Origin of the sequence: Polymorphospora sp. NPDC050346, assembly GCF_040655695.1 — a bacterium.
GTDB classification, from domain to species: Bacteria; Actinomycetota; Actinomycetes; order Mycobacteriales; family Micromonosporaceae; genus Polymorphospora; species Polymorphospora lycopeni.
This window is the reverse complement of sequence record NZ_JBFAKM010000012.1, coordinates 73,465-94,552: the sequence shown is the minus strand read 5'-3', so window position 1 is coordinate 94,552 and position 21,088 is coordinate 73,465. Positions and strand designations below refer to the sequence as shown.

Annotated in this window: 18 protein-coding genes; 10 read left to right on the top strand and 8 right to left on the bottom strand. The window is 73.3% G+C overall.

Going from position 1 to position 21,088, the window contains the following annotated elements; genetic code table 11:
- Positions 1-98: 98 nt before the first annotated feature.
- Entirely contained in the window at positions 99-908 is an 810-nt protein-coding gene (locus tag AB0I42_RS14985; protein ID WP_357537637.1) for an SAM-dependent methyltransferase, read from the bottom strand.
- Positions 909-1,129: 221 nt separating this feature from the next.
- On the opposite strand from AB0I42_RS14985, the gene AB0I42_RS14980 reads away from it, so the two are divergent.
- Both AB0I42_RS14980 and AB0I42_RS14975 read left to right on the top strand, forming a co-directional pair.
- A complete protein-coding gene (locus tag AB0I42_RS14980; protein WP_357537636.1) occupies positions 1,130-1,807 on the top strand; it encodes a thioredoxin family protein in 678 nt (225 codons plus the stop codon).
- Positions 1,808-1,906: 99 nt separating this feature from the next.
- On the top strand, positions 1,907-2,314 hold the full coding sequence (locus AB0I42_RS14975; RefSeq protein ID WP_357537634.1) for a DUF4395 domain-containing protein: 408 nt from the start codon (positions 1,907-1,909) through the stop codon (positions 2,312-2,314).
- Positions 2,315-2,384: 70 nt separating this feature from the next.
- Here the strand turns inward: AB0I42_RS14975 and AB0I42_RS14970 are convergent, their stop codons facing one another.
- From AB0I42_RS14970 to AB0I42_RS14960, 3 genes are all read right to left on the bottom strand, one after another.
- Positions 2,385-3,053: a response regulator transcription factor gene (locus AB0I42_RS14970; RefSeq protein ID WP_212821104.1), complete on the bottom strand. Its 669-nt coding sequence runs from the start codon at positions 3,051-3,053 to the stop codon at positions 2,385-2,387.
- Positions 3,054-3,060: 7 nt separating this feature from the next.
- Positions 3,061-4,701 carry a GAF domain-containing sensor histidine kinase gene (locus AB0I42_RS14965; RefSeq protein ID WP_357537828.1) on the bottom strand — a complete coding sequence of 547 codons (1,641 nt, stop codon included), beginning with the start codon at positions 4,699-4,701 and terminating at the stop codon, positions 3,061-3,063.
- 71 nt (positions 4,702-4,772) lie between these two features.
- Entirely contained in the window at positions 4,773-6,569 is a 1,797-nt protein-coding gene (locus AB0I42_RS14960; RefSeq protein ID WP_357537632.1) for an AMP-dependent synthetase/ligase, read from the bottom strand.
- 187 nt (positions 6,570-6,756) lie between these two features.
- Here AB0I42_RS14960 and AB0I42_RS14955 point away from each other — a divergent pair, with 187 nt between their 5' ends.
- The 6 genes from AB0I42_RS14955 to AB0I42_RS14930 all read left to right on the top strand — a co-directional run bounded on the left by AB0I42_RS14955 (position 6,757) and on the right by AB0I42_RS14930 (position 12,304).
- Positions 6,757-7,212: an SRPBCC family protein gene (locus tag AB0I42_RS14955; RefSeq protein ID WP_357537631.1), complete on the top strand. Its 456-nt coding sequence runs from the start codon at positions 6,757-6,759 to the stop codon at positions 7,210-7,212.
- Positions 7,213-7,249: 37 nt separating this feature from the next.
- Positions 7,250-7,960 carry a hypothetical protein gene (locus tag AB0I42_RS14950; RefSeq protein ID WP_357537629.1) on the top strand — a complete coding sequence of 237 codons (711 nt, stop codon included), beginning with the start codon at positions 7,250-7,252 and terminating at the stop codon, positions 7,958-7,960.
- Positions 7,961-8,044: 84 nt separating this feature from the next.
- The gene (locus tag AB0I42_RS14945) at positions 8,045-8,992 is read left to right on the top strand and encodes an ROK family glucokinase (protein WP_357537628.1); all 948 of its coding nucleotides are present in this window, start codon (positions 8,045-8,047) and stop codon (positions 8,990-8,992) included.
- Between the two features lie 64 nt (positions 8,993-9,056).
- Positions 9,057-9,782: an endonuclease/exonuclease/phosphatase family protein gene (locus tag AB0I42_RS14940; RefSeq protein WP_357537627.1), complete on the top strand. Its 726-nt coding sequence runs from the start codon at positions 9,057-9,059 to the stop codon at positions 9,780-9,782.
- A gap of 167 nt (positions 9,783-9,949) precedes the next feature.
- On the top strand, positions 9,950-11,368 hold the full coding sequence (locus AB0I42_RS14935; protein WP_357537625.1) for an NAD(P)-binding domain-containing protein: 1,419 nt from the start codon (positions 9,950-9,952) through the stop codon (positions 11,366-11,368).
- 144 nt (positions 11,369-11,512) lie between these two features.
- On the top strand, positions 11,513-12,304 hold the full coding sequence (locus AB0I42_RS14930) for an alpha/beta fold hydrolase (protein WP_357537826.1): 792 nt from the start codon (positions 11,513-11,515) through the stop codon (positions 12,302-12,304).
- 17 nt (positions 12,305-12,321) lie between these two features.
- Here AB0I42_RS14930 and AB0I42_RS14925 read toward each other — a convergent pair whose 3' ends face one another.
- Positions 12,322-13,722 (bottom strand): trehalose-6-phosphate synthase, encoded by a 1,401-nt coding sequence (locus AB0I42_RS14925; RefSeq protein ID WP_357537624.1) that lies wholly within the window; start codon positions 13,720-13,722, stop codon positions 12,322-12,324.
- Between the two features lie 204 nt (positions 13,723-13,926).
- Positions 13,927-14,904: a DUF308 domain-containing protein gene (locus AB0I42_RS14920; protein WP_357537622.1), complete on the bottom strand. Its 978-nt coding sequence runs from the start codon at positions 14,902-14,904 to the stop codon at positions 13,927-13,929.
- 219 nt (positions 14,905-15,123) lie between these two features.
- On the opposite strand from AB0I42_RS14920, the gene AB0I42_RS14915 reads away from it, so the two are divergent.
- On the top strand, positions 15,124-15,810 hold the full coding sequence (locus AB0I42_RS14915; RefSeq protein WP_357537620.1) for a lysophospholipid acyltransferase family protein: 687 nt from the start codon (positions 15,124-15,126) through the stop codon (positions 15,808-15,810).
- Between the two features lie 178 nt (positions 15,811-15,988).
- On the opposite strand, the gene AB0I42_RS14910 is transcribed toward AB0I42_RS14915, so the two are convergent.
- Entirely contained in the window at positions 15,989-19,729 is a 3,741-nt protein-coding gene (locus tag AB0I42_RS14910) for an adenylate/guanylate cyclase domain-containing protein (RefSeq protein WP_357537618.1), read from the bottom strand.
- Positions 19,730-19,834: 105 nt separating this feature from the next.
- Here AB0I42_RS14910 and AB0I42_RS14905 point away from each other — a divergent pair, with 105 nt between their 5' ends.
- On the top strand, positions 19,835-20,062 hold the full coding sequence (locus AB0I42_RS14905) for a hypothetical protein (RefSeq protein ID WP_357537616.1): 228 nt from the start codon (positions 19,835-19,837) through the stop codon (positions 20,060-20,062).
- 47 nt (positions 20,063-20,109) lie between these two features.
- Here the strand turns inward: AB0I42_RS14905 and AB0I42_RS14900 are convergent, their stop codons facing one another.
- The gene (locus tag AB0I42_RS14900) at positions 20,110-20,802 is read right to left on the bottom strand and encodes a Crp/Fnr family transcriptional regulator (protein WP_357537614.1); all 693 of its coding nucleotides are present in this window, start codon (positions 20,800-20,802) and stop codon (positions 20,110-20,112) included.
- Positions 20,803-21,088: the final 286 nt, after the last annotated feature.

Below are 21,088 nucleotides of genomic sequence, written 5' to 3'. Positions count from 1 at the left end.
CCGCCCGGGCCCAGGCGACGGCGAAGGCGTCCCGGCCCGGATGCGGAGCCGGCCCGTCGGCCGGCTCCGGTCGCGGTTCCGGTGGCCCGGACTGCCTGTCACCCACCGAACCGTCCCACTCCGCCCATGAAAACCGCACGTTCGGCGTCGACCGCGTCCTCGGGCGAGTCGGGACGCCACTGCGGAACCCAGACCACGCCAGGGTCGACGAGGTCGAACCCGTCGAACAGCGCGGTCAGTTCGGCGCGGTTCCGGATGATCAACTGGTTGTCGGTCGACTGGTAGACGCGTTCGGCGTCCGAGCGCTCCTCGGCGGTCCGCCCGTCGTCGCTGGCCTGGGAGAGCACCAGGTGGCTGCCGGGCGCGAGCCGGTCGCGGATCCGGCGCAGGAGGCCGGCCGGGTCGTCGGAGTTCGGCACGAAGTGCAGTACGGCCACGAGCATGACCGCGACCGGCTGGTCGAAGTCGATCAGCCGGCGTACCTCGGGGTGTTCGAGGATCTTCTCCGGGTTGCGGAAGTCCTCCTGGAAGACCGTGGTGCCGTCGTTGCCGGCGAGGATTTCCCGGCTGTGCGCGACCGCGATCGGGTCGACGTCGACGTAGACCACCCGGGAGTCGGGGGCGAGCTGCTGGGCGATCTCGTGGACGTTGCCGACGGTCGGGATGCCGGAGCCGATGTCGAGGAACTGCCGGACCCCGGACCGGACCAGGTGGTGCACCACGCGGCGCAGGAAGGCGCGGTTGGCGTGTGCCATCAGCGGTGCCTCCGGCACGGCGGCGATCATCGCCTGCGCGGCCGCCCGGTCCACCGCGAAGTTGTGCGAGCCGCCCAGGTAGTAGTCGTACATCCGGGCGACGCTAGGCCGCTCGATGTCGATACCCTCCGGTGCCCAGTCCGGCCGCTCCATGGTTGCCCCTTTTGCCAAGATAACAGTGATTTGACACTGAACTGATGGTGGTCGCCATTCTGCCCGGCCCATGCCCGGGTATCCATAGTGTCCTCGAGACCGGTCGCGGCGGCGTCCGGCGGGGTGGGTTTCCGGCAGGGTACGCCGAAACGCCACATGACGGTTGCCCCGGTCGTGATCCGGCGGTGGCCAGCCGGGGCCGGACATGGCACGGTGGTGCCGTGGATCCACGTACCCAGACCGGTCTCCTGGTGGTCGTGGTGGTGCTCGCCGTGTCGACGGCGTACGGGCTGTGGCACCGCCACCGGGCCGGCCGGCTACGCCCGGTGCGGTCCACGCCGGCAGCGGCCGGAAGTGCCACGCCGGCAGCGGCCGGAAGTGCCGCGCCGGCAGCCGCCGGAGCGGTCCCGTCAGTGGCCGGAACCGTTCCGACCGGGGCGACCGTGCCGGCACGGCCGACCGGGACGGCCGGACCGGTGGCGGACAGCGGCCGGGCCGGGCCCGGCGGGTCCCCGGTGGCCGCCGACGGCTCCACGACCGACGGTGCGGCCCCCGCCGGGCCGCCGATCCGGCCCGATCCGGCGCTGCTCGACGCGCTCGGCGTCGCCGCCGGCACCCCGGCCACCCTGCTGCAGTTCTCGTCGGCGTTCTGCGCCCCCTGCCGCACCACCCGCCGGGTCCTGGGCGAGGTCGCCGGGATGCTCGACGGCGTACGCCACGTCGAGGTCGACGCGGAGAGCCACCTCGACGCCGTACGCGCCCTCGGCATCTGGCGTACGCCGACGGTCCTCGTCGTCGACGCGCGTGGGGAGATCGTCCAGCGGGCCGCCGGCGTACCGGCCAAGGCCCAGGTGATCGCCGCGCTCGCCCCGCTGCTGCCCGGCGGGCCGGACGGGTGACCGGCCGGCGAGCGGTCGGCCGACGCCGGTGCCGCCGCCCGCCGAGCCACCGGTTCCCGCCCAGGTCGTCACCCGCCCCCCCCAGGACAGAGGTCTCCCGTGCTCGATCCCCGTGGGCCGCGCTTCGCCGCCGCCGTCACCAGCGTCGTCCTGGTCGCCGTGCTCCTCACCGGATCCGGTTGGCTCGCCCTCGGCCAGGCCGCGGTGTTCGCACTGACCGCGGCCGACCCCCGCCGGGGCCCGTACGGCCTGCTCTTCCGGGCCTTCGTGGCACCCCGGCTGGGGCCGCCGGCCGAGCTGGAGCCGGCCGCGCCGGTGCGCTTCGCCCAGCTCGTCGGCCTGGTGTTCAGCCTGGTCGCGGCGGTTGGCTACCTGTTCGGGCCGACCGCGGTCGGCCCGATCGCCGCCGGGACCGCGCTGGCCGCGGCGTTCCTCAACGCGACCTTCGGCCTGTGCCTCGGCTGCGAGGCGTACCTGACGGTCCGCCGCCTCACCACGCCGCGCTGACCGGACCCGGTCTAGCGCACGACGGAGAGCGGCCCCACCATCGGTGGGGCCGCGGCCGGTGGTGCCGAGGTCAGAACTTCGGGGCGTCGGGCGCTTCGAGCAGGCCGAGCCGCAGCGCGGTCATCAGCGCCTGGGCCCGGTTTGCCGCGCCGAGCTTCTCGTAGAGCTTCGAGATGTGGGTCTTCGCCGTCGACTCGCTGACGAAGAGCTGCTTGGCGATGCCGGCCACGCTCATCCCGTCGGCCAGCAGGCGCAGCACCTGGCCCTCGCGCGGCGAGAGCTGCGGGCCGGACGGGGCCAGCCGACGCTTCATCGCCTCGGCCAGGTCGGCGGCGGTGAACGCGCTCGGCGACGACGCGGCGTGCCGGGCCGCCGCGACGACCTCGTCGGCCGGGGCGGTCTTGGGCACGAACGCGCTGGCACCGGCCTCGAGGGCGCCGAAGAGCTGGTCGTCGCCGGCGTACATGGTCAGCACGACGATGCCCATCGTGGAGCTGGACTTGCGCAGCGCGCGGGTGGCCTCCAGGCCACTGCCGTCGGGCAGCCGCAGGTCCATGATCACGACATCGGGCTGGAGGGCACCGGCCTGGCGTACGCCCTCGGCGGCGGTGGCCGCCTCGCCGACGACTTCGAACTGCCGGTCCCGCTCGAACGCGTGCCGCAGGCCCTTGCGGATCAGGTCGTGATCGTCGACAAGTAGAACCTTGGTACGCGATGTCGGCGTGGGGCTCGTGGTCATGCTCGGGTTACTCCCCTTCTGGTGCTGTCACGCTATCGCGCACGCTATCGCGCCGGGTGGATGTTCCAAGCACTACCGCCACGGTTGTCCCGCTTGGGTGTCTTGGGCGGATCTCCAGTCGGCCTCGGATACGTTCCGCTCTCTCTGCCATGATCGCAAGACCGTACCTTCCGTCCGGACGCTGGTCCGCGATGCCTTGACCATCATCCGACACTTCAATCTGTGCATATGGCGGATCGACCTCACAAGTCACCCAGAGATTAGCCGCACCGGCGTGCTTGCGGGCGTTGGTGATGGCTTCCTGGGCGATGCGCAGCAGTTCGGCCTCGGTGGCGGCGGGCAGCCGGGCGGTCGATTCGTCGAGTGTGTAGTGCACCCGCAGCCCCGCGGACGCGCCGACGGTACGGGCGTATTCGGCGATCGCGGCGGCGAGCCCGCCGTGCCGGTCGACCTCGCTGCGCAGCTCGAAGAGGCTCAGCCGCAGCTCGGTGATCACCCGGGTGACCTCGCCGCGCAGCGTGCGCAGCTCCTCGCCGGTCTCCTTCGCCTCCTCCGGCAGGGTGGCCAGCGCGTTGTCGATGCCGTAGCCGACCATCACCAGTTCCTGCGCCACCCCGTCGTGGATCTCGCGGGCCAGCCGCTGCCGCTCCTCGTTGGTGGCCAGCGACCGCACCTCGTCGAAGAGCAGCGCGGCCTCCAGCCGCAGCGCGGCCGGGCCGGTCAGCTCGTCGACCTCGGCCATCACCGACTGCGGATAGGCGTTGGCGACGTCGGCCTCCAGGATCACCAGCCCGACCGTCCGTACGCCGGCGACCAGTGGCACGACCAGGGCCGAGACCTCGCCGCCGCGATGCGAGCGGGCCTGCGAGCGGGCCGCGGTCTGCGGCTGCTGGCTGGCCCAGGCGTCGGCGATGGCCGAGTCGGAGTCGAGTGTGGTCTCCCAGTCGACCCGGTCCACACCGGCCTGGGCGAGGACCACCAGCCGCCCGCCGCCGCTGGCCGACAGCACCGCCGCCCGGTCGGCCCGGACCACCGTACGCAGCTCCTCCACCAGGTGCTCGGAGATCCCGCCCGGGTCCAGGGTGGCGCCCGGTAGCTGGCGGGCGACGCTGCGCAACTGGGTCAGCAGGCGGGTCGCCTCCGCGTACGGCTGTGGCTTGTCGTCGCCGCGGGACTGCATGGCCCGGCGCAGGGTGCCGGCGGCCAGGGTGCCGAGCGCGGCCAGGATCAGCCACTGCGCGCAGACCACCAGGTAGCCGAACTGGGTGATCTGCCGGCCGTCGGCGGTCTGCGTGATCAGGCCGGCCAGCAGCAGCGTGATCGCCGCCACGGTGAGCAGTGCGACGCCCTCGCGGGACCGGCGCTGCAACGCGCTCACGGTCAGCGGCACCGACAGGTAGGGCAGGACCGCCGACGCGCCCAGGCCGCCGCCGACCGTACCGTCGATCAGCGCCATCGACGCGACCTCGCTGGCCGCCAGGCAGACGATGACCACCTCGGCGAAGCGGCCGAGCGGTCCGAACACCGGGTGCCGGGCCACCAGGACCGCTGGAATCCCGGCGACCGCGAGCAGCGCGATCCAGCGCAGCTGGCTGACGTCCTTGGTGGTGATCAGCGTCAGGACCGCAACGAGGGACAGCATGACCACGCGCGCCGCCGTCGCGAGCGGATGAGGGCGCAGCGGTGCGGGGCTGGGTGCGGGCACCTGACGGATCGTAGTCAGCTTCCGTAGATATCGGCGATCTCAACGCCGTACGTCTTTTGTACGACGTTCCTCTTGACCTTCAGTGACGGGGTCAACTCGCCGGTCGCCTCGGTGAAGTCCCGCGGCAGGATCTTGAACACCTTGATCGCCTCGGCCCGGGACACCGCCCGGTTGGCGTCGTCGACCGCGGTCTGGACGTCGGCCCGCAGCTTCTCGTCGTCGCGCAGGTCGGCGACCGTCGCGGTGTCCGGGTGCCCGTTGTCGGCCAGCCAGGTCGGCCAGGCGTCCGGGTCGATGGTGACCAGGGCGGCGATGAACGGTTTGCCGTCGCCGACCACCATGGCCTGGCTGATCAGCGGGTGCGCCCGCAGCCGGTCCTCCAGCACCGCCGGCGCGACGTTCTTACCGGCGGCGGTGACGATGATCTCCTTCTTCCGGCCGGTGATCTTCAGGTATCCGTCGCCGTCGAGTTCGCCGAGGTCGCCGCTGCGGAACCAGCCGTCGTCGTCGAGCACCTCGGCGGTCGCCTCCGGGTTGTTCCAGTAGCCCTGGAACACCAGGTCGCCCCGGATCAGGATCTCGCCGTCGTCGGCGACCCGGATCGTCACGCCGGGCAGCGGCCGGCCGACCGTGCCGATCCGGATCGCGTGCTGGAGGTTGACGGCGGCGGCCGGTGAGGTCTCGGTCAGACCGTAGCCCTCGTAGATCGTGACCCCGATGCCGCGGAAGAAGTGCGCCAGGCGGGCGCCCAGCGGCGCGGCGCCGGAGATCGCCGCCTCGCAGCGGCCGCCGAGCGCGGCCCGTAGCTTGCTGTAAACGAGCCGGTCGAACAGGCGGTGCTGGACCCGCAGGCCCAGCCCCGGGCCGGACGGGGTGTCCAGGGCGGTGCTGTAGTCGATGGCCACCTGCTCGGCCTTGTCGAAGATCTTGCCCTTGCCGTCGGCGTGCGCCCGCTGCTTGGCGGTGTTGTAGACCTTCTCGAAGACCCGCGGCACCGACAGCACGAAGGTCGGCCGCAGCGACTGGAGTTCCGGAACCAGGTTCTTCACGTCGGCGGCGTGCGCCATCGTGGCGCGCACCTGCACCACGCCGATCTGGATCAGCCGGGCGAACGAGTGGGCCAGCGGCAGGAACAGCAGGGTGCTGGCGTTCTCGTGGAACAGCGAGCGCAGGCCGGGGATGGCGTTGGCGATGTCGCTGTACATGTTGCGGTGGGTCAGCACGCAGCCCTTGGGGCGGCCGGTGGTGCCGCTGGTGTAGATGATCGTCGCGACGTCGTCGGCCTTCAGGTCCCGGCGGCGCTGGTCGATCAGCGCCGGGTCGACCTGCTCGCCCCGGGTCGTCAGCGCGTCGAGGTCGCCGACCTCGATCTGCCACACGTCGCGCAGCGCCGGCGCCTGATCGCGTACGCCCTCCAGCAGCATCGCGTGCGCGTTGGTCTCGACGAAGAGGGCCACGGCGCCGGAGTCGGACAGGATCCAGGCGAGCTGGTCGGCGCTGGAGGTCTCGTAGACCGGCACGGTGACCGCGCCGGCGGCCCAGATGGCGTAGTCGATCAGCGTCCACTCGTAGCGGGTCCGGCTCATCAGGCCGACCCGCATCCCCGGCTCGATCCCGGCCGCGACCAGCCCCCGGGCCAGCGCGACGACCTCGTCGCGGAACTGGGCGCACGTCACGTCGCTCCAGCCGTCGCCGGTGGGCCGGGCGAACTGGACCGCGTGCGGGGCGAGGTCGGCGTTGTCCCAGACCGGGTCGGTCAGGTTGGCCGTGTCGCCGACGGTCGCGACCGGCGGGACCGAGAACTCGCGCACCTGCACTCCATTCCTGCCGCTGTGGGGGACGGTAACGGGCTCCCCGAAACCTACCCGGCGGGCACCGTACCCGCTCGTCCGCCCACCGAACCGCCGTCTGCCGATCCGGTCGCCAACCTGGTGCTTCGCCGGCCACACCAGGATGGCGATCCGGGGCCGGGGCCCGAGGTCGGGTAGCCTGCCAGCCATGGCGGACTCCTCCACCCAGTCGATCGTCATCGGCGCGTCCCCGGCGCAGGTGGCGGCGGTGATCTGCGACTTCGCGCGCTACCCCGAGTGGAGCGAGGCGATGAAGGAGGTCGAGGTCGTCGAGGAGTACGAGGACGGCTACGCCAGCCGGGTCCGCTTCGTGATCGACGCGGGCGTGCTCGCCGACGAGTACACCCTCGCCTACGAGTACGCCGAGGACATCTCGCGCATCGAGTGGCAGCTCGTCGCGCCGTCGAAGATGCAGAAGAGCCAGACCGGTTCGTACGACATCGACGACAATGGCGACGGCACGGCGACCGTGACCTACACCCTCGAGGTCGAACTGTCGGTCGGCATGCTCGGGATGTTCCGGCGCAAGGCCGAGAAAGCAATCATGGACACCGCGTTGAAGCAGCTCAAGCGGCGGGTCGAGACCACCGCCGCGGCCGGCTGACGTGGTGTGCGCCAAGTGACGCCGTAAGGAGCCGACGATGCGGGGGACCGAGCCGGGATCGGCGCGGGAAGAGGCCGAGCGCCTGGTCGCGACGGCGCTCGCCGCGGCACGCCTCGCGGCCACCGGCCGCACCGTCGGCGACGCCCTGAAACCACTGGGCGACGCCCTCGCCGGCATCCTGGAACATCCGGCGCCGCCGCCCACCCGGCCCGCCGGGCCGGCGCCCAAACCGCACGGCCAGGCCGGACCGGCCGGCGCCGCCGACCGGGGGGACGCCGCCGCCGGTGAGCCCCGCACCGCCGGCACGGCCGGGGCACCGGACGGCGCTACCGCTCCCGGTCCGACCGGCGGATTCGCCACCGGCGGTGCCGACTGCTGCGTGTGCCCGGTCTGCCGGGGTATCGCCGCGTTGCGTGACCCGAGCCCGGAGTTCGCCGAGCGGCTCGCCACCGGCGCGGGCGATCTCGCCGCCGGGGTGGCCAGCCTGCTGCGGGCCTTCGCCACGGCCCGCCCCGGGTCGCCGGCCGGCGCCGGTGATGATCGACCGTCCGGCCGACCTGCCCCGGACGACGAGGTCTGGCGCGCCGCCGCCCGGGACGGGGATGATTCACCGGCGGCGGACCGGGGAACGACCGCGCGGGACACCCCCGCGCCCGGCCCGCGGAAGCCGGCCGCCGGGCGGGACGACCCCGCGGCCGGGCGGGACGACCCCGCGCAGCGCGGTGCGGGGCCGGGCGACGAGGCCTGATCCGCACCGATCCACGAGCACCATCCCGGTGCCGCGCCGTGCCCGGATGGCGGCCGCCGGGCAGAACAGAGGGGAGCCGCAGCGGTGACGCTGACCATCGGAGTCGACATCGGTGGCACCAAGGTCGCCGGGGGCGTCGTCGACGAGGCCGGTGTGGTGCTGGCGCAGGTACGCCGGGACACGCCCGCCGACGACGTCGCCAAGACCCGGGACGTGATCGTCGAGGTGGTCGCCGAGTTGACGGCGGCGTACCCGGTCAAGGCCGTCGGGATCGGCGCCGCCGGCTGGATCGACGCGACCGGTTCGACGGTGCTCTTCGCCCCCAACATCGCCTGGCGGGACGAGCCGCTGCGCGACTATGTCAGCGCCGCGGTCGGACTGCCGGTCACGGTGGAGAACGACGCCAACGTGGCGGCGTGGGCGGAGTTCCGCTTCGGTGCCGCCCGCGACGCCGACGACTCGATGGTGATGCTCACGATCGGCACCGGGGTCGGCGGCGGCATCGTGATCGGTGGCGGGCTGCTGCGCGGCGCGCACGGCATCGCCGGCGAACTCGGGCACATGCTCGCCGTGCCGGGCGGCCACCCGTGCGGCTGCGGCCGGCTCGGCTGCATCGAGCAGTACGGCAGCGGCAACGCACTGGTCCGCTTCGCCCGCGCCGGGGCGCACCAGGAGCCGGACCAGGCGGCCGGGCTGCTGGAACTGGCCGGCGGCGACGTCCGGTCGATCACCGGTCCGATGGTGACCGCCGCGGCCCGGGCCGGCGACCCGGTCTCCCGCGCCGCCTTCGCCCAGATCGGCCACTGGCTGGGCATCAGCCTCGCCGACCTGGTGCAGATCCTCGACCCGCAGGTGCTGGTCGTCGGCGGCGGAGTCATCGAGGCCGGTGAGCTGCTGCTCGGCCCGCTCAACCAATCCTATGTGGACGCATTGGCGCAGCGTGGCAGACTTCCCGTGGCGCCGGTGCGGCCGGCGGAGACGGGTAACGGCGCGGGCGTGGTCGGGGCCGCCGACCTGGCCCGCCGGATCTGAGGACGAACCGGGGCCGGGCCGTGCGACACACGGGCCGGCCACGGGACTAGCGAGGGGTACGGGTGTGACGCAGCCAGCTTCGACAGACCAGACCGGCGGCACGCGGCTGCGCGTGCTGTCGTACAACATCCACAGCCAGAAGGACGACCGGACCGCGCTGGCGGCGGTGGTACGCGGGCTCGCCCCCGACGTGGTCATCGTGCAGGAGGCGCCGCGCCGGTTCCGGTGGCGGCAGAAGTGCGCCGCGCTCGCCGAGTCGTTCGGGATGGTGGTCGCCGAGGGCGGCCTCCCGTCGCTGGGCAACCTGGTGCTGACCAGCCTGCGGCTCCGGGTCGGGGAAACCTGGTGCCTGCAGTACCCGCTCACCCCCGGCCGGCACATGCGCGGCGCGGTGTTCGCCGAGTGTTCGATCGGACCGGCCCGGTTCGTGATCGCCGGCTCGCACCTGTCGACCGACCCGACCGAGCGGCCCGGGCAGGCGACGCTGTTCAAGAAGGCACTGGCCGAGGTCAGCCTGCCGCTGATCATCGGTGCCGACCTCAACGAGAACTCCGGCGGCGCCGCCTGGCGCACCATCGCCGACGGCTGCACCGACGCGGCGGTCGCCGCCGACCTCGGCGACCGCTACACGTACTCGTGCGCCAACCCGCGCGACCGCATCGACGCGCTCTTCGTCGATCCGCGGATCGAGGTGGCGAAGTACGACGTCGTCGACACGCCGGAGGCCCGCCGCGCCAGCGACCACTTCCCGGTGCTCGTCGACCTCGTCCTGCCCACCCCGGCGGGCTGACCTGGGGCGCGCCGGCCGGCCGTTCGGGGACCGGTCGGCGCCGCCGCGAGCGGGGTGCCCGGCGGGCTGGACAACGGGCACGCGGAGCCGGAATCATCTGCGGTCATGCCGGCGCCCACGCCCCCATCCATCGACCATGACACCCACCCGCTCCACCCGCGGTCGTCATGAGCCAGCCTGAGCCCGCCGCCCCGCCCGTCGACGACGCATCGGCGCCGGCCGCGGAAACCGGCGCCGCGAACCGCCCGGTCTACGACCGCGGCGACACCGTCTGCGTGGTCGGCGCCGGGGCCAGCGGCCTCGCGGCCGTCAAGAACCTCCGCGAACACGGCTTCGACGTCGACTGCTACGAACGCGAGACCGGGATCGGCGGCGCGTGGAACTGGCGGCACGACCGCAGCCCGGTCTACGCCAGCACCCACCTGATCTCGTCGCGGCCGCTGACCCAGTACCCGGACTTCCCGATGCCGGACTCGTGGCCGGACTACCCGCACCACAGCCAACTGCTGTCCTATCTGGAGCGCTACGCCGACCACTTCGGGCTGCGCCAGCACATCTGGTTCGGCACCGAGGTGGTGCGGGCGGTGCCGGTCGACGGCGGGCGGTGGGAGGTCACGACCCGCAGCACCGGCGGCTACGGTCCGGAACGCACCCAGCGGTACGCGGCCGTCGTGGTCGCCAACGGCCACAACTGGGCGCCGAAGCAGCCGACGTACGAGGGACTGGAAGACTTCCGCGGCACGGTCATCCACGCGTCGGCGTACAAGGACCCGGCGCAGTTGCGCGGCAAGCGGGTGCTGGTCGTCGGGGCCGGCAACACCGGCTGCGACCTCGCCGTCGAGGCCGCCCAGAGCGCCACCGCCTGCTGGCACTCGACCCGCCGCGGCTACTGGTACGCCCCGAAGTACGTCTTCGGCCGCCCCGCCGACCAGGTCAACGACGCGGTGCTGGCGCTGCGCCTGCCGCTGCGGGCCCGGCAGTGGCTCTTCCACCGCACGCTGCGGCTGACCGTCGGCGACCTCACCCGGTTCGGGCTGCCGGCCCCCGACCACCGGGTCTACGAGACCCATCCGATCGCCAACAGCCAACTCGTCTACCACGTCGGGCACGGCCGGATCACGCCGGTCGGCGACGTGGTGCGCTTCCACCGCGACGGCGTGGAACTGCCGGGCGGGGTGGAGATCGAGCCGGACCTGGTGATCTTCGCGACCGGCTACCTGCCGAGGTTCGAGTTCCTGGCGCCCGACGTGCTCGAACTCGACGCGGCCGGCCGCCCGTCGCTCTACCTGAACGCGTTCCCGCGCCACCACCCGACACTCGCCGTCGCCGGCCTGCTCCAGCCGGACTCCGGCCTGTTCACGCTGGTGCACTGGCAGACGGTGGCGATCGCCCGGGTGCTGCGGCTGCGGGAGACCGCGCCGCAGCGGGCGGCGGCGTTCCGGACCCGGGTCGTGGCCGGCGCCGACCAGCGCTGGAACCGGGCGAAGCTCAAGCAGTCGACCCGACACTGGTTCGAGGTCAGCCACACCGACTACCTGCGCGCCGTGCAGCGCACACTGGACGAACTGGAGCTTGCTCCCCGATGAGCGCGAGGAGTGAGGGAGCGCAGCGAGTGAGCCCCGCAGTCGCGAATGAAAGGCAAGCTTGATGAGCGCGAGGAGTGAGGGAGCGCAGCGAGTGAGCCCCGCAGTCGCGAATGAAAGGCAAGCTCAGTGACCAGTCTCCGGATCATGCGGGCCGCGGAGTGGGCGCGGCCGGTTCCACCCGTACGCCGGGAGGTGCTCGCCGCCCTTCCCGAGGTCGACGAGGGTCGGCCGCCGGTGCTGTTCGTACCCGGTTTCGGGCACGGCGCCTGGGCGTTCGCCGAGCACTGGCTCGACCACACCGCGGCGCGCGGGTTCCCGGCGCACGCGCTGAGCCTGCGTGGGCACGGCGGTAGCGGCGCGGCGCCGAAGACGTCGCTGCGGGCGTACGCGCACGACGTGGTCCAGGTGGCGGCGGGCCTGCCGCGGCGCGCGGTGCTGGTCGGGCACGGTGCCGGTGCTCTGGTGGTGACCCACGCGCTGGCCCGCTACCCGGCCCGGGCGGGTGTGCTCGTCGCCCCGGTGCTGGGTGGCTGGGGCAGCGCCGGCACGGCGTTGCGCCGCAATCCGGTCGGTACGCTGCCGGCGGCGTTCGGGGGCCGGCTGCGGTTGAGCCGGCGCCAGCTTTTCAGCCGGAGCCTGCCGGATCCGACGGCCCGCGCGTACGCCGGCCGGCTGGGCCGGGCGGCCGCCCGCGCCCAGTGGCAGGTGCTGCTGGGCCGGCCGGCGGAGCCGGCGGTCGGTGATCCGCCGGTGCTGGTGCTGGGCAGCCCCGACGACCGGGTGGTGCCGCTGCCGGCGCTCAACCGGGCGGCGGCCGGCTACAACGCGGCCCCGCTGCTGTTTCCGGGGATGGGCCACGACCTGATGCTCGACGTCGGGTGGCAGGAGCCGATCGACGCGATCCTCGACTGGCTGGAGAAGGACACCCGGCCCTGAGACGGGCCGGCGGCGGGTCAGGCTGCCGGTGACGCGCCCGGGACGAGGGCGTTGAGGTACGAGGTCGCCCAGGCCTGGATGTCGTGGGTGCGCAGGTGTCCGCGCATCGCCCGCATCCGGCTCGACACGTCCTGCGGGCTGGCCTCCAGCGCGTGCATCAGGGTGAGCTTGAGCCCGTCGAGGTCGTGCGGGTTGACCAGGTAGGCCTGCTGGAACTCGGCGGCGGCGCCGGCGAACTCGCTGAGTACCAGGGCACCGGCGTCGTCGACGCGGGCGGCGACGTATTCCTTGGCCACCAGGTTCATGCCGTCGCGCAGCGGGGTGACGGCCATGATGTCGGCGGCCCGGTAGAGCGCGGCCAGTTCGACCCGGTCGAACGGCTGGTTGAGGTAGTGCACGGCCGGCTCGCCGACCCGGCCGAACTCGCCGTTGATCCGGCCGACCTCGCGCTCGACCCGGTCGCGCAGGATCTGGTACTGCTCGACGCGTTCCCGGCTCGGTACGGCGACCTGGACCATGACCGTGTCGCGGACCTTGACGTGGCCGTCGGCGATCAGTTCGCTGTACGCCTTGAGGCGCTGCTCGATGCCCTTGGTGTAGTCCATCCGGTCGACGCTGAGGATGACCTTCTGCGGGTCGCCGAGGTCGCGGCGCAGCCGCTGGGCCCGCTGGACGACCTCGGGCCGGCGGGCGAGGGCCTCCATCTCGGCGGTGTCGATCGACACCGGGAAGGCGCCGATGCGTACGACCCGGTCGTCGACGGCGATCCGCCGGTCGGTGGCCGGCAGCTTGAGGACCCGGTTGGCGAGCTGGGCGAAGTTGTGGGCGGCCTGCGACCGTTGGAAGCCGACCAGGTCGGCGCCGAGGATGCCGAGGAGCAGTTCGGCGCGGCGGGGGAGCTGCATGAACAGTTCCGGTGGCGGGAACGGCACGTGCAGGAAGAAGCCGATCCGCAGGTCGGGGCGCAGGGCGCGGAGCATGCCGGGCACCAGTTGCAGGTGGTAGTCCTGCACCCAGACGACGGCGTCGGGCTCGGCGGCCTGCGCGGCCGCTTCGGCGAACCGCCGGTTGACCCGCTGGTAGGCCTCCCACCAGCGGCGGTGGTAGACGGGCTGCTCGACGGCGTCGTGGTAGAGCGGCCACAGGGTGGCGTTGGCGAAGCCCTCGTAGTGCTCGCGTACGTCGTCGGCGGACAGCGGCACGGTGTGCAGGTGTATGCCGTCGACGTCGGGCAGGGTGGGCGCGTCGCCGGTGCCGCCGGCCCAGCCGACCCAGGTGGCCGGCTTGTCGTGCAGGATCGGGTGGAGGGCGCTGACCAGACCGCCGGGACTGCGGCGCCACTCGAAGGCGCCGTCGGGCGCCACGGTGTCGTCGACCGGCAGCCGGTTGGCCACCACCACGAGGGAACTCTGTCGCATCCCGGCACCTCGTTTCGCGAGGCCCCCACCGTCAGGACCGGACCAGGCGCGCGGCGGATCGTGCGCGGGACCGGATCGAGCGCAAGCCCTCGGGTAGTGGAGTGGCAGATTGACGTATCAGAGTATTACTACTGACGAGAAGTTACGCGAGGGTTACGTACCGGCCTTAAAGGTCGATGTATTTCACTATCTGGGCGGATCCGGTCAGACGATCGCCCCGTCGTCGCGATCTTCCTCGTCGTCGCCGGACCGCAACCGGGCGATCAGGGTGACGAAACCGCCGAGGATGCCGAGGAAGCCGATCATCGTGACGACGGAGCGGTCGATCGGCAGCAGGTCGGGGAAGAGGAAGAGCGCGAACCCGCCGATCATCGCCAGCACCGCCACGACGGCGTACTTCGAGACCCGTGGCAGCGGCGGTGGTGGCGGCGGCTCGTAGCCCTCGTCGTCGTCGGGCAGGTCGGTGCCGAAGGTGTCCAGCCCGTCGAGCAGCGACGGGTCGCTGTCGCGCCCGCCGACCGAGATGCCGGAGAAGTCGGCGGCCGACGGCAGCCGCCGTACCTCGCGCCCGGGCCGCTTCCCGGTCTCCGGGTCCTCGTCGGTGTCGACCGGCCCCTTGACCAGCCGGGGCCGTCCGGTCGGCGGCCGCTCCGGGCCGACGTCCTCGGCGGCCGGCCACGAGCGGGCGGCGTCGTCGATCTCGGTGTGGTAGCCGGCCACGATCCGGGCCCACTCGGCGTCGACGTCGGGGTCGGAACGCCCGGACCCCGACCGGGCCGGTGGCTCGTCGGTGCCGCCGCCGGGACCGGCGGCGGCCGGCGCGGCGGGGACGGTGCCGGCCGGGGCGGCGACGACGGGGGAGGTGCCGTCGGCCGGACTCCCGTCCGGCGGGCCGCTGTCGGCCGGCCGCTCCTCCTCGGCGAGGTCGGCGAGATAGCCGCGGGCCGTCTCCAGGTGGGTCCGGTCGACGTAGAGGCGGTCGACCGGGCGGGCCGGCACGGTGGTCGTGCGCGTCACGGGATTCAGGTCGGCCGACGGTTGCAGGTAGGCGGCGATGCCACCGGCGGCCAGGACGTCGAGCAGGTGTTCACCCACGCGGGGATCCACGTCGCCGGCGACGGCGTACTCCGCCGCGTCGAACCCGTTGTCCCGCCGTCCCCGGCGCGCCCCACCCGCTGACACCGAACACTCTCCTCACCGGCGCGACCCGCGCCAGGCCCGATGCGGCAGACCCCCCTCGTGAGGGCGCGTGCCGTGCATTGAATCGTGACACGGCGGCCGCCGGTTGCGGGAGTGCGTTGTGGCGCGCCGCCCAGGGTTCGTAGGCTCATGCCAGAGTTCCGTGCGCGGGACCTGTGGCGCCCGACTCAGGGTCGGGCGACTCTTGGCGGAAGGACACCGGTGCTGTACTGGCTGCTTAAGTACGTCATCCTCGGGCCGTGGCTGCGGTTGATCTTCCGGCCCGTGGTCGAGGGCCGGGAGCACGTACCCGAGCACGGTGCGGCCATCATCGCCAGCAACCATCTCTCGTTCTCCGACTCGATCTTCATGCCGCTCATGGTGTCCCGGAAGGTGACCTTCGTCGCCAAGGCCGAGTACTTCACCGGCAAGGGCCTCAAGGGCTGGCTGATCAAGATGTTCTTCGTCGGCACCGGCACCATCCCCGTCGACCGCTCCGGCGGCCGGGCCGCCCAGGCCGCCCTGGACACCCAGTTGCGTGTCCTGCGGGCCGGCAACCTGGCGGGCATCTACCCGGAGGGCACCCGGTCGCCCGACGGCCGCCTCTACCGGGGCAAGACCGGGGTGGCCCGGCTGGCCCTGGAAAGCGGCGCCCCGGTCATCCCGGTGGTGATGCTCAACGCCGACGAGATCCAGCCGCCGGGCAAGCTGATCCCGAAGATCCAGCGGGTCCGGATCCGGTTCGGCGCCCCACTGGACTTCACCCGCTACCGCGACCTGGCCGGTGACCGGTTCGTCGAGCGGGCCATCACCGACGAGATCATGTACGAGCTGATGGAGCTGTCCGGCCGCGAGTACGTCGACGTCTACGCCCAGAAGATGAAGACACCCCCACCACTGGCGGCCTGACCCCCGCCCGGCCCGCGCGCGCCGCGGCGGTGCGCCGCTGCGCGGCGCCCCGCCCCGCCCCGCCTCGCCCCGTCGATCATGGGGATGTTTCGGGCAAACTGGGTGCAGATCTTGGCAACAAGTCCTTGATCAACGCGGCGGGGGGCGCGGCGTCCGCCCCGCGCGGGGGCGGGGTGGGTCAGGAGGCCAGGGTGGGGGTCCAGTCGGCGTCGCTGGCCGGTTCGGTGAGCCGGAGCAGGCCCGGCGCCTGGTTGCGCAGGGCGAAGGTACGTACCTCGGCCAGCACCGTGTCGGCGGTGCTCCGCTCGCCGGCCCGCTGCAACGCGCCGGCGGCCAGCGCCAGCGCCAGTATCCGGTCGGTGGTGTCCGGGATCTCCGCGTAGATCTGCGCCGCCGCCAGGTAGAGCTGCCCGGCCCGGGCGTGGTCGCCGTCGGCGGCGACCACGGCCGCGGTCACCGTGCGCAGCGCCGCCTCGGCCCACGGGGTACGGTGCCCGACCCGGTCGAGCATCCCGCGTACCTGCAGGGCCGCGTCCCGGCCGGCGAGCGCCCCGGCGTACGCGGCCGCGGTGATCCACTCGCCGCTGGCCAGTGCCGGTACCGCCGACCACGAGGTGGCCAGTTCGTCGAGCAGTCGGGCGGCCTCCCGGTGCCGGCCCTGCAACGCCCGGCACAGCGCGCCCAGCCCGAGCGTGGTCCAGTGCGGGCGGTGGAATCCGCTGCTTCGGGCGCTGTCGAGGGCGTCGGTGACGTCGTCGGCCGGCGTACCGGTGGGGTCGCCGACCGCGACCGGCCCGCGGGCCGGGCCGGTGTCGACGGCCGTCCGGGCCCGGGCCGGCCGGCTGTCGCCGCCCGGCACCGGCTCGCCGCGCAGCACCCGCAGGCAGGACCGCATCCCGCGGACCTGCATGTCCCACCGGCCGCTCGGGGTGTCGACGAAGGCGTCGGCGGCGGCCAGGAGCCGGCCGAAGTCGCCGTCGAAGTAGGCCCGCATCGCCTCGCCGGAGTAACCGGTGGTCAGCGCCGCGCCGCCGCCCTGCCCGAGCAGCCGGTCGGAGCGGATCCAGTCGCCCTCCTCGCGGATCGCGTACGCCAGGTTCTGGGTGGCCCGGGGCAGTGCCAGCAGCTGGTTGGCCCGGCAGACCTCGGTGGCGGCGTGCAGTTCGTCGAGGCCGGTGCGGTCGCCGGCCTGGTAGCGGGCCATCGCCTCGGTGATCCGGGCGTTGGTCCGGGTCTCCAGCAGCCCCAGCCGGTCGGCGATGGCGGCGGCGGTCCGGGCGGCGGCGATGGCCGGTTCGCGTTCGTAGTTGAGCATGTGCAGGCGGCCGAGTTCGGCGTACGCGTCGGCCTTTCCGGCGGTGTCGCCGAGCGGCTCGAAGAGTTCGACGGCCCGGTCCAGGCAGGACAGCGCGGCACCGCGGTCGGCGCGTAGCCAGGCGGCCTGGCCGAGCAGGGTCCAGGCGCGGGCCGCCGACGGGCGCTCGCCCAGGGTGAAGAGCCGGTCGGCCAGCATCGTCAGCTGTTCGACGCCGCCGCTCTCCAGGAACGCGGCACCGTCGCGCAGGAACGAGATCTCGGTGCTCAGCAGTTCGAGCCGGAGCTGGCCGGGCGGGTCGGTGTCGTCGACCAGGGTCAGTGCCCGGCCGACGTGGCTGGCCGCGGCGTCGAGCACGTGCAGGGCGTACGCCCGGCGGGCCGCCCGGTGCAGCGCCTCACGGGCCGGCGGGGCGTAGCGGGAGGTGTCGACGCCGAGGGTACGGGCGATCTCGTGGGCCGCCCAGCGGTGGTGGGCCAGCACCTCGGCGAGGTCGGTGTCCCGCCCGCCGGACAGCGTGTCGAGCCAGTCGGCCGTCCGCTCGTGCCGGGCGACCCGGTCGGTGCGCGGCAGCCGCTGGTAGCAGACGTCGCGGACCAGCACGTGCCGGAACCGGAACTCCGGCTGGCCGGCCATCGTCGACGTCGCCTGCTCGTGGACCATGTCGCGCTGCTCGAGCCGGCGCAGCGACCGCTCCACCGACTCGACCGGCCGGCCCAGCGCGGCGGCGACCGCGCCCGGCCAGAACTGCATCCCGACCACCGAGGCGGCCAGCAGCACGGTCCGGTCCTTGGCGTCGAGCAGGTCGACCCGGTTGGCGATGACGCCGTGCACGCTCTCCGGCATCGGCAGGTCGTGCTGGCGGTCCAGCGACCAGCCGCGACCGGTCTGGCGCAGCGCGCCCTGTTCGATGAGCATCCGGACGTACTCGTGGGCGTAGAGCGGGTTGCCGTCGGCGACCTCGACCAGCGGGGTCAGCATGTCGGCGGAGAACGCCGCCTGCCCGAACAGGTGCGAGTAGAGCGCGGCGATACCGGTGGCGCGCAGCGGCGACAGGGTGATGGTCAGCCCGCCGGTGGTGGCCCCGGCCCAGGTCGGGTCGCGGTCGACCAGTTCGGGCCGGGTGGTGCACAGCAGCATCAGCGGCACCTCGCGCGCCGACGAGCCGAGCAGTTCGATGAAGCGCAGCATCGCCTCGTCGGCCCAGTGCAGGTCCTCGAAGACGAGCACGGTCGGCCGCCGGGACGCCAGCGCGACCAGGAACCGGCGCCACGCCGACTCGGTCTCCTCGGCCGGCAGTTTCGCGGCGGCCAGCCCGACCAGCGGCCGCAGCGCGTCGGCCAGCCGCTCGGCCTCGGCCGGCCCGACGAGTTCGGCCAGTGCCGCGTCGAGCCGGCGGGCGGCGGCCTCGGCCGGGTCGGTGTCGAGGATGCCGGCCTCGGCCTTGACGATGTCGGCCAGCGCGGCGAACGTGACGTTCTCGCCGAACGGCGGGCACCGGCCGGTGTGCCAGGTCAGCGGCTGGTCGATCAGCCGGTCGGCGTTGCGGAAGAGTTCGCGGACCAGGCGGCTCTTGCCGATCCCGGCCCGCCCGAAGAGCGTCACCAGCTGCGGCATCCGCTCCCGGATCGACCGGTGCAGGGCGTTGACGAGCAGGCTCAGCTCGTGTTCGCGGTCGAAGAGCGGGGTGGTGTCGGGCTCGCGGTCCGGCTGCTGCCGCTGCATCGGCGCGACCGCCAGCCACACCTCGGTCGGTGACGACCGGCCACGCAGCGTCACCGGCGGCTGCTCGGCGTAGTTGATGGCGTTGCGGGTCAGCGCGTACGTGTTGCCGCAGACCAGCACCCCGCCGGGCGGGGCCACCGACTGCATCCGCGACGCGGTGTTGACCACGTCGCCGGCCACGATCGCCTGGCCGCCGTCGCGGGCCGCCGCCACGTCGACCAGCGCCTCGCCGGTCGCCACCCCGACCCGGAACCGCAGCTGGCCGGCGTCGGTGGGCGCGAACCGGGCCAGTACCCGCTGCAGCTCCAGCCCGGCCCGGACGCACCGCTGGGCGTCGGTCTCGGTCGCCACCGGCGCCCCGAACAGCGCCATCACCGCGTCGCCGATGTACTTCTCCACCACCCCGCCGTACTGGCCGACGACCCGGCGGGCGGCGGAGAAGAAGCCGGTCTGCATGGCCCGGACCAGTTCCGGGTCGGCGCGTTCGACGTACGGGGTGAAGTCGATCAGGTCGACGAACAGCACGCTGATCCGCCGGCGGTCCTCCTGGACGGCGGGCGGTGCCGGCGTGCCGGTGCCGCCCACCTTGGACCCGCACCCGGTGCAGAACGCGGCGTCGGCCGGCAGCAGCCGGCCGCACTGCGAGCACGCGGGCGTCAGCTCGGTTCCGCAGCCGGCACAGAACCTGTCGTCGTCGGCTGCGGTCCGGTTGCACCGGGCACATGGGGCGGGGATGCCGTCCTCCTGCATGCGACACGTCGAGCGGTCGGTGGCGCCGGCGGCCGCGGCTGCGGTCTCCCGGCACTGCGGGGACACCCGGTGCCGACCGGCGGTGGCGACCCGGCTGGCCGCCCACGCCGAGTATCCATGGGCCGGCAAGCTGTCGGGAACTGGGCTCTTAGCCCATTCGCACTCCCCAACCGGGGTGCCCCGAGGCTACAGTCGGGCAGCTTGTGACTGGCCCGACAGAGGGGGAGTACGTAGATGGTGTATGTCCGGCTTGAGCAGGATTGGACCGACGGGCAGGGCACGACCCACCACGCCGGGTCCAGCGTCGACGTAGACGCGGCCACGCTCGCGGACCTGGAGGCGCGCGGCATCGTGGCCGCCGGTGGCGGCGGCTGGGACGGTCCGGGTGGCGGCGGGGGCGGCGACGACAAGGACTGGGCCGGGCCGACCGGCTGGGCCGGGCCGACCAGCACCCAGCCCTGACACACCGCGATCGCGTCGGGCCGGGCACATGCCCGGCCCGACGCGTTTCAGCGGTCGGGCATGCCGGCGCGGCGGCGCAGGGCGGCGACGTCGGTGACGACGATCCGGCGCCCTTCGGTACGCAGCCAGCCGCGGTTGGCGAACGACCCGATGGCCTGGTTGACGCTCTGCCGTGAGCCGCCGGCCATCTCGGCGAGCTGGCTCTGGTTGAGCTCGATGGTGATCATCGGGGCCTGGCTCTCGCCGGCCAGCCGGACCAGCGTCTTGGCCACCCGACCGGGCAGGTCGAGGAAGACGTGGTCGGCGTTCTGCTCGGTGAGCCGCCGGATGAGCGCGCCGAGCGAGCGCATCACGGCGTCGAGGATGCGCGGGTTGGCGTGCACCAGCTCCATGAACGCGCCCCGGGACAGGGCCAGCGCGGTGCAGTCCTCGATCGCCTCGGCCGAGGCCGACCGGGTCGAGGCGTCCAGGAGGGACACCTCACCCAGTACGTCGGGCGGGCGTGCCACCGTCATCACGGCCCGTTCGCCGGTCGGCGCCGTACGGAACACCGCGACCGCGCCGCGTCGCAGCACGATGAGCGACTCGCCGGGGTCGTTCTCGACGAACAGCAACTGGCCCTTGCGGTAGGTGCGGGGCACCGCCGCGGCGATCACCCGTTGACGCACCTCCGGTTCGAGACCGGCGAACAGTTCGACGCCCGAGAGCGCGTCACCCGGATCCGGCAGGCGAACCTCCACGGTCCAACCCCTCCCCGGTAAGCAACATGGTCATGTGCCGGCTCACCCGGCCACCGGGTCCACTTCGGTCGGCGGCGGGCGGATGAACGGACCATCACACAATAGGCGGTGCGAGTGTCAACATCAGATCATGACGCTCCTGTCGGGTGGTGTACACCCCTGGGATCGATTACGTGACAGTCCTGTGCCCTTGTTCCGGGGCATGCTGTGCGCGGATCCGCCGACGGGTGGGGGCCGCACGGGGGCGCGGCGGATCGGCGCCGAGGGGAACCGCGGCCGGCCGGAA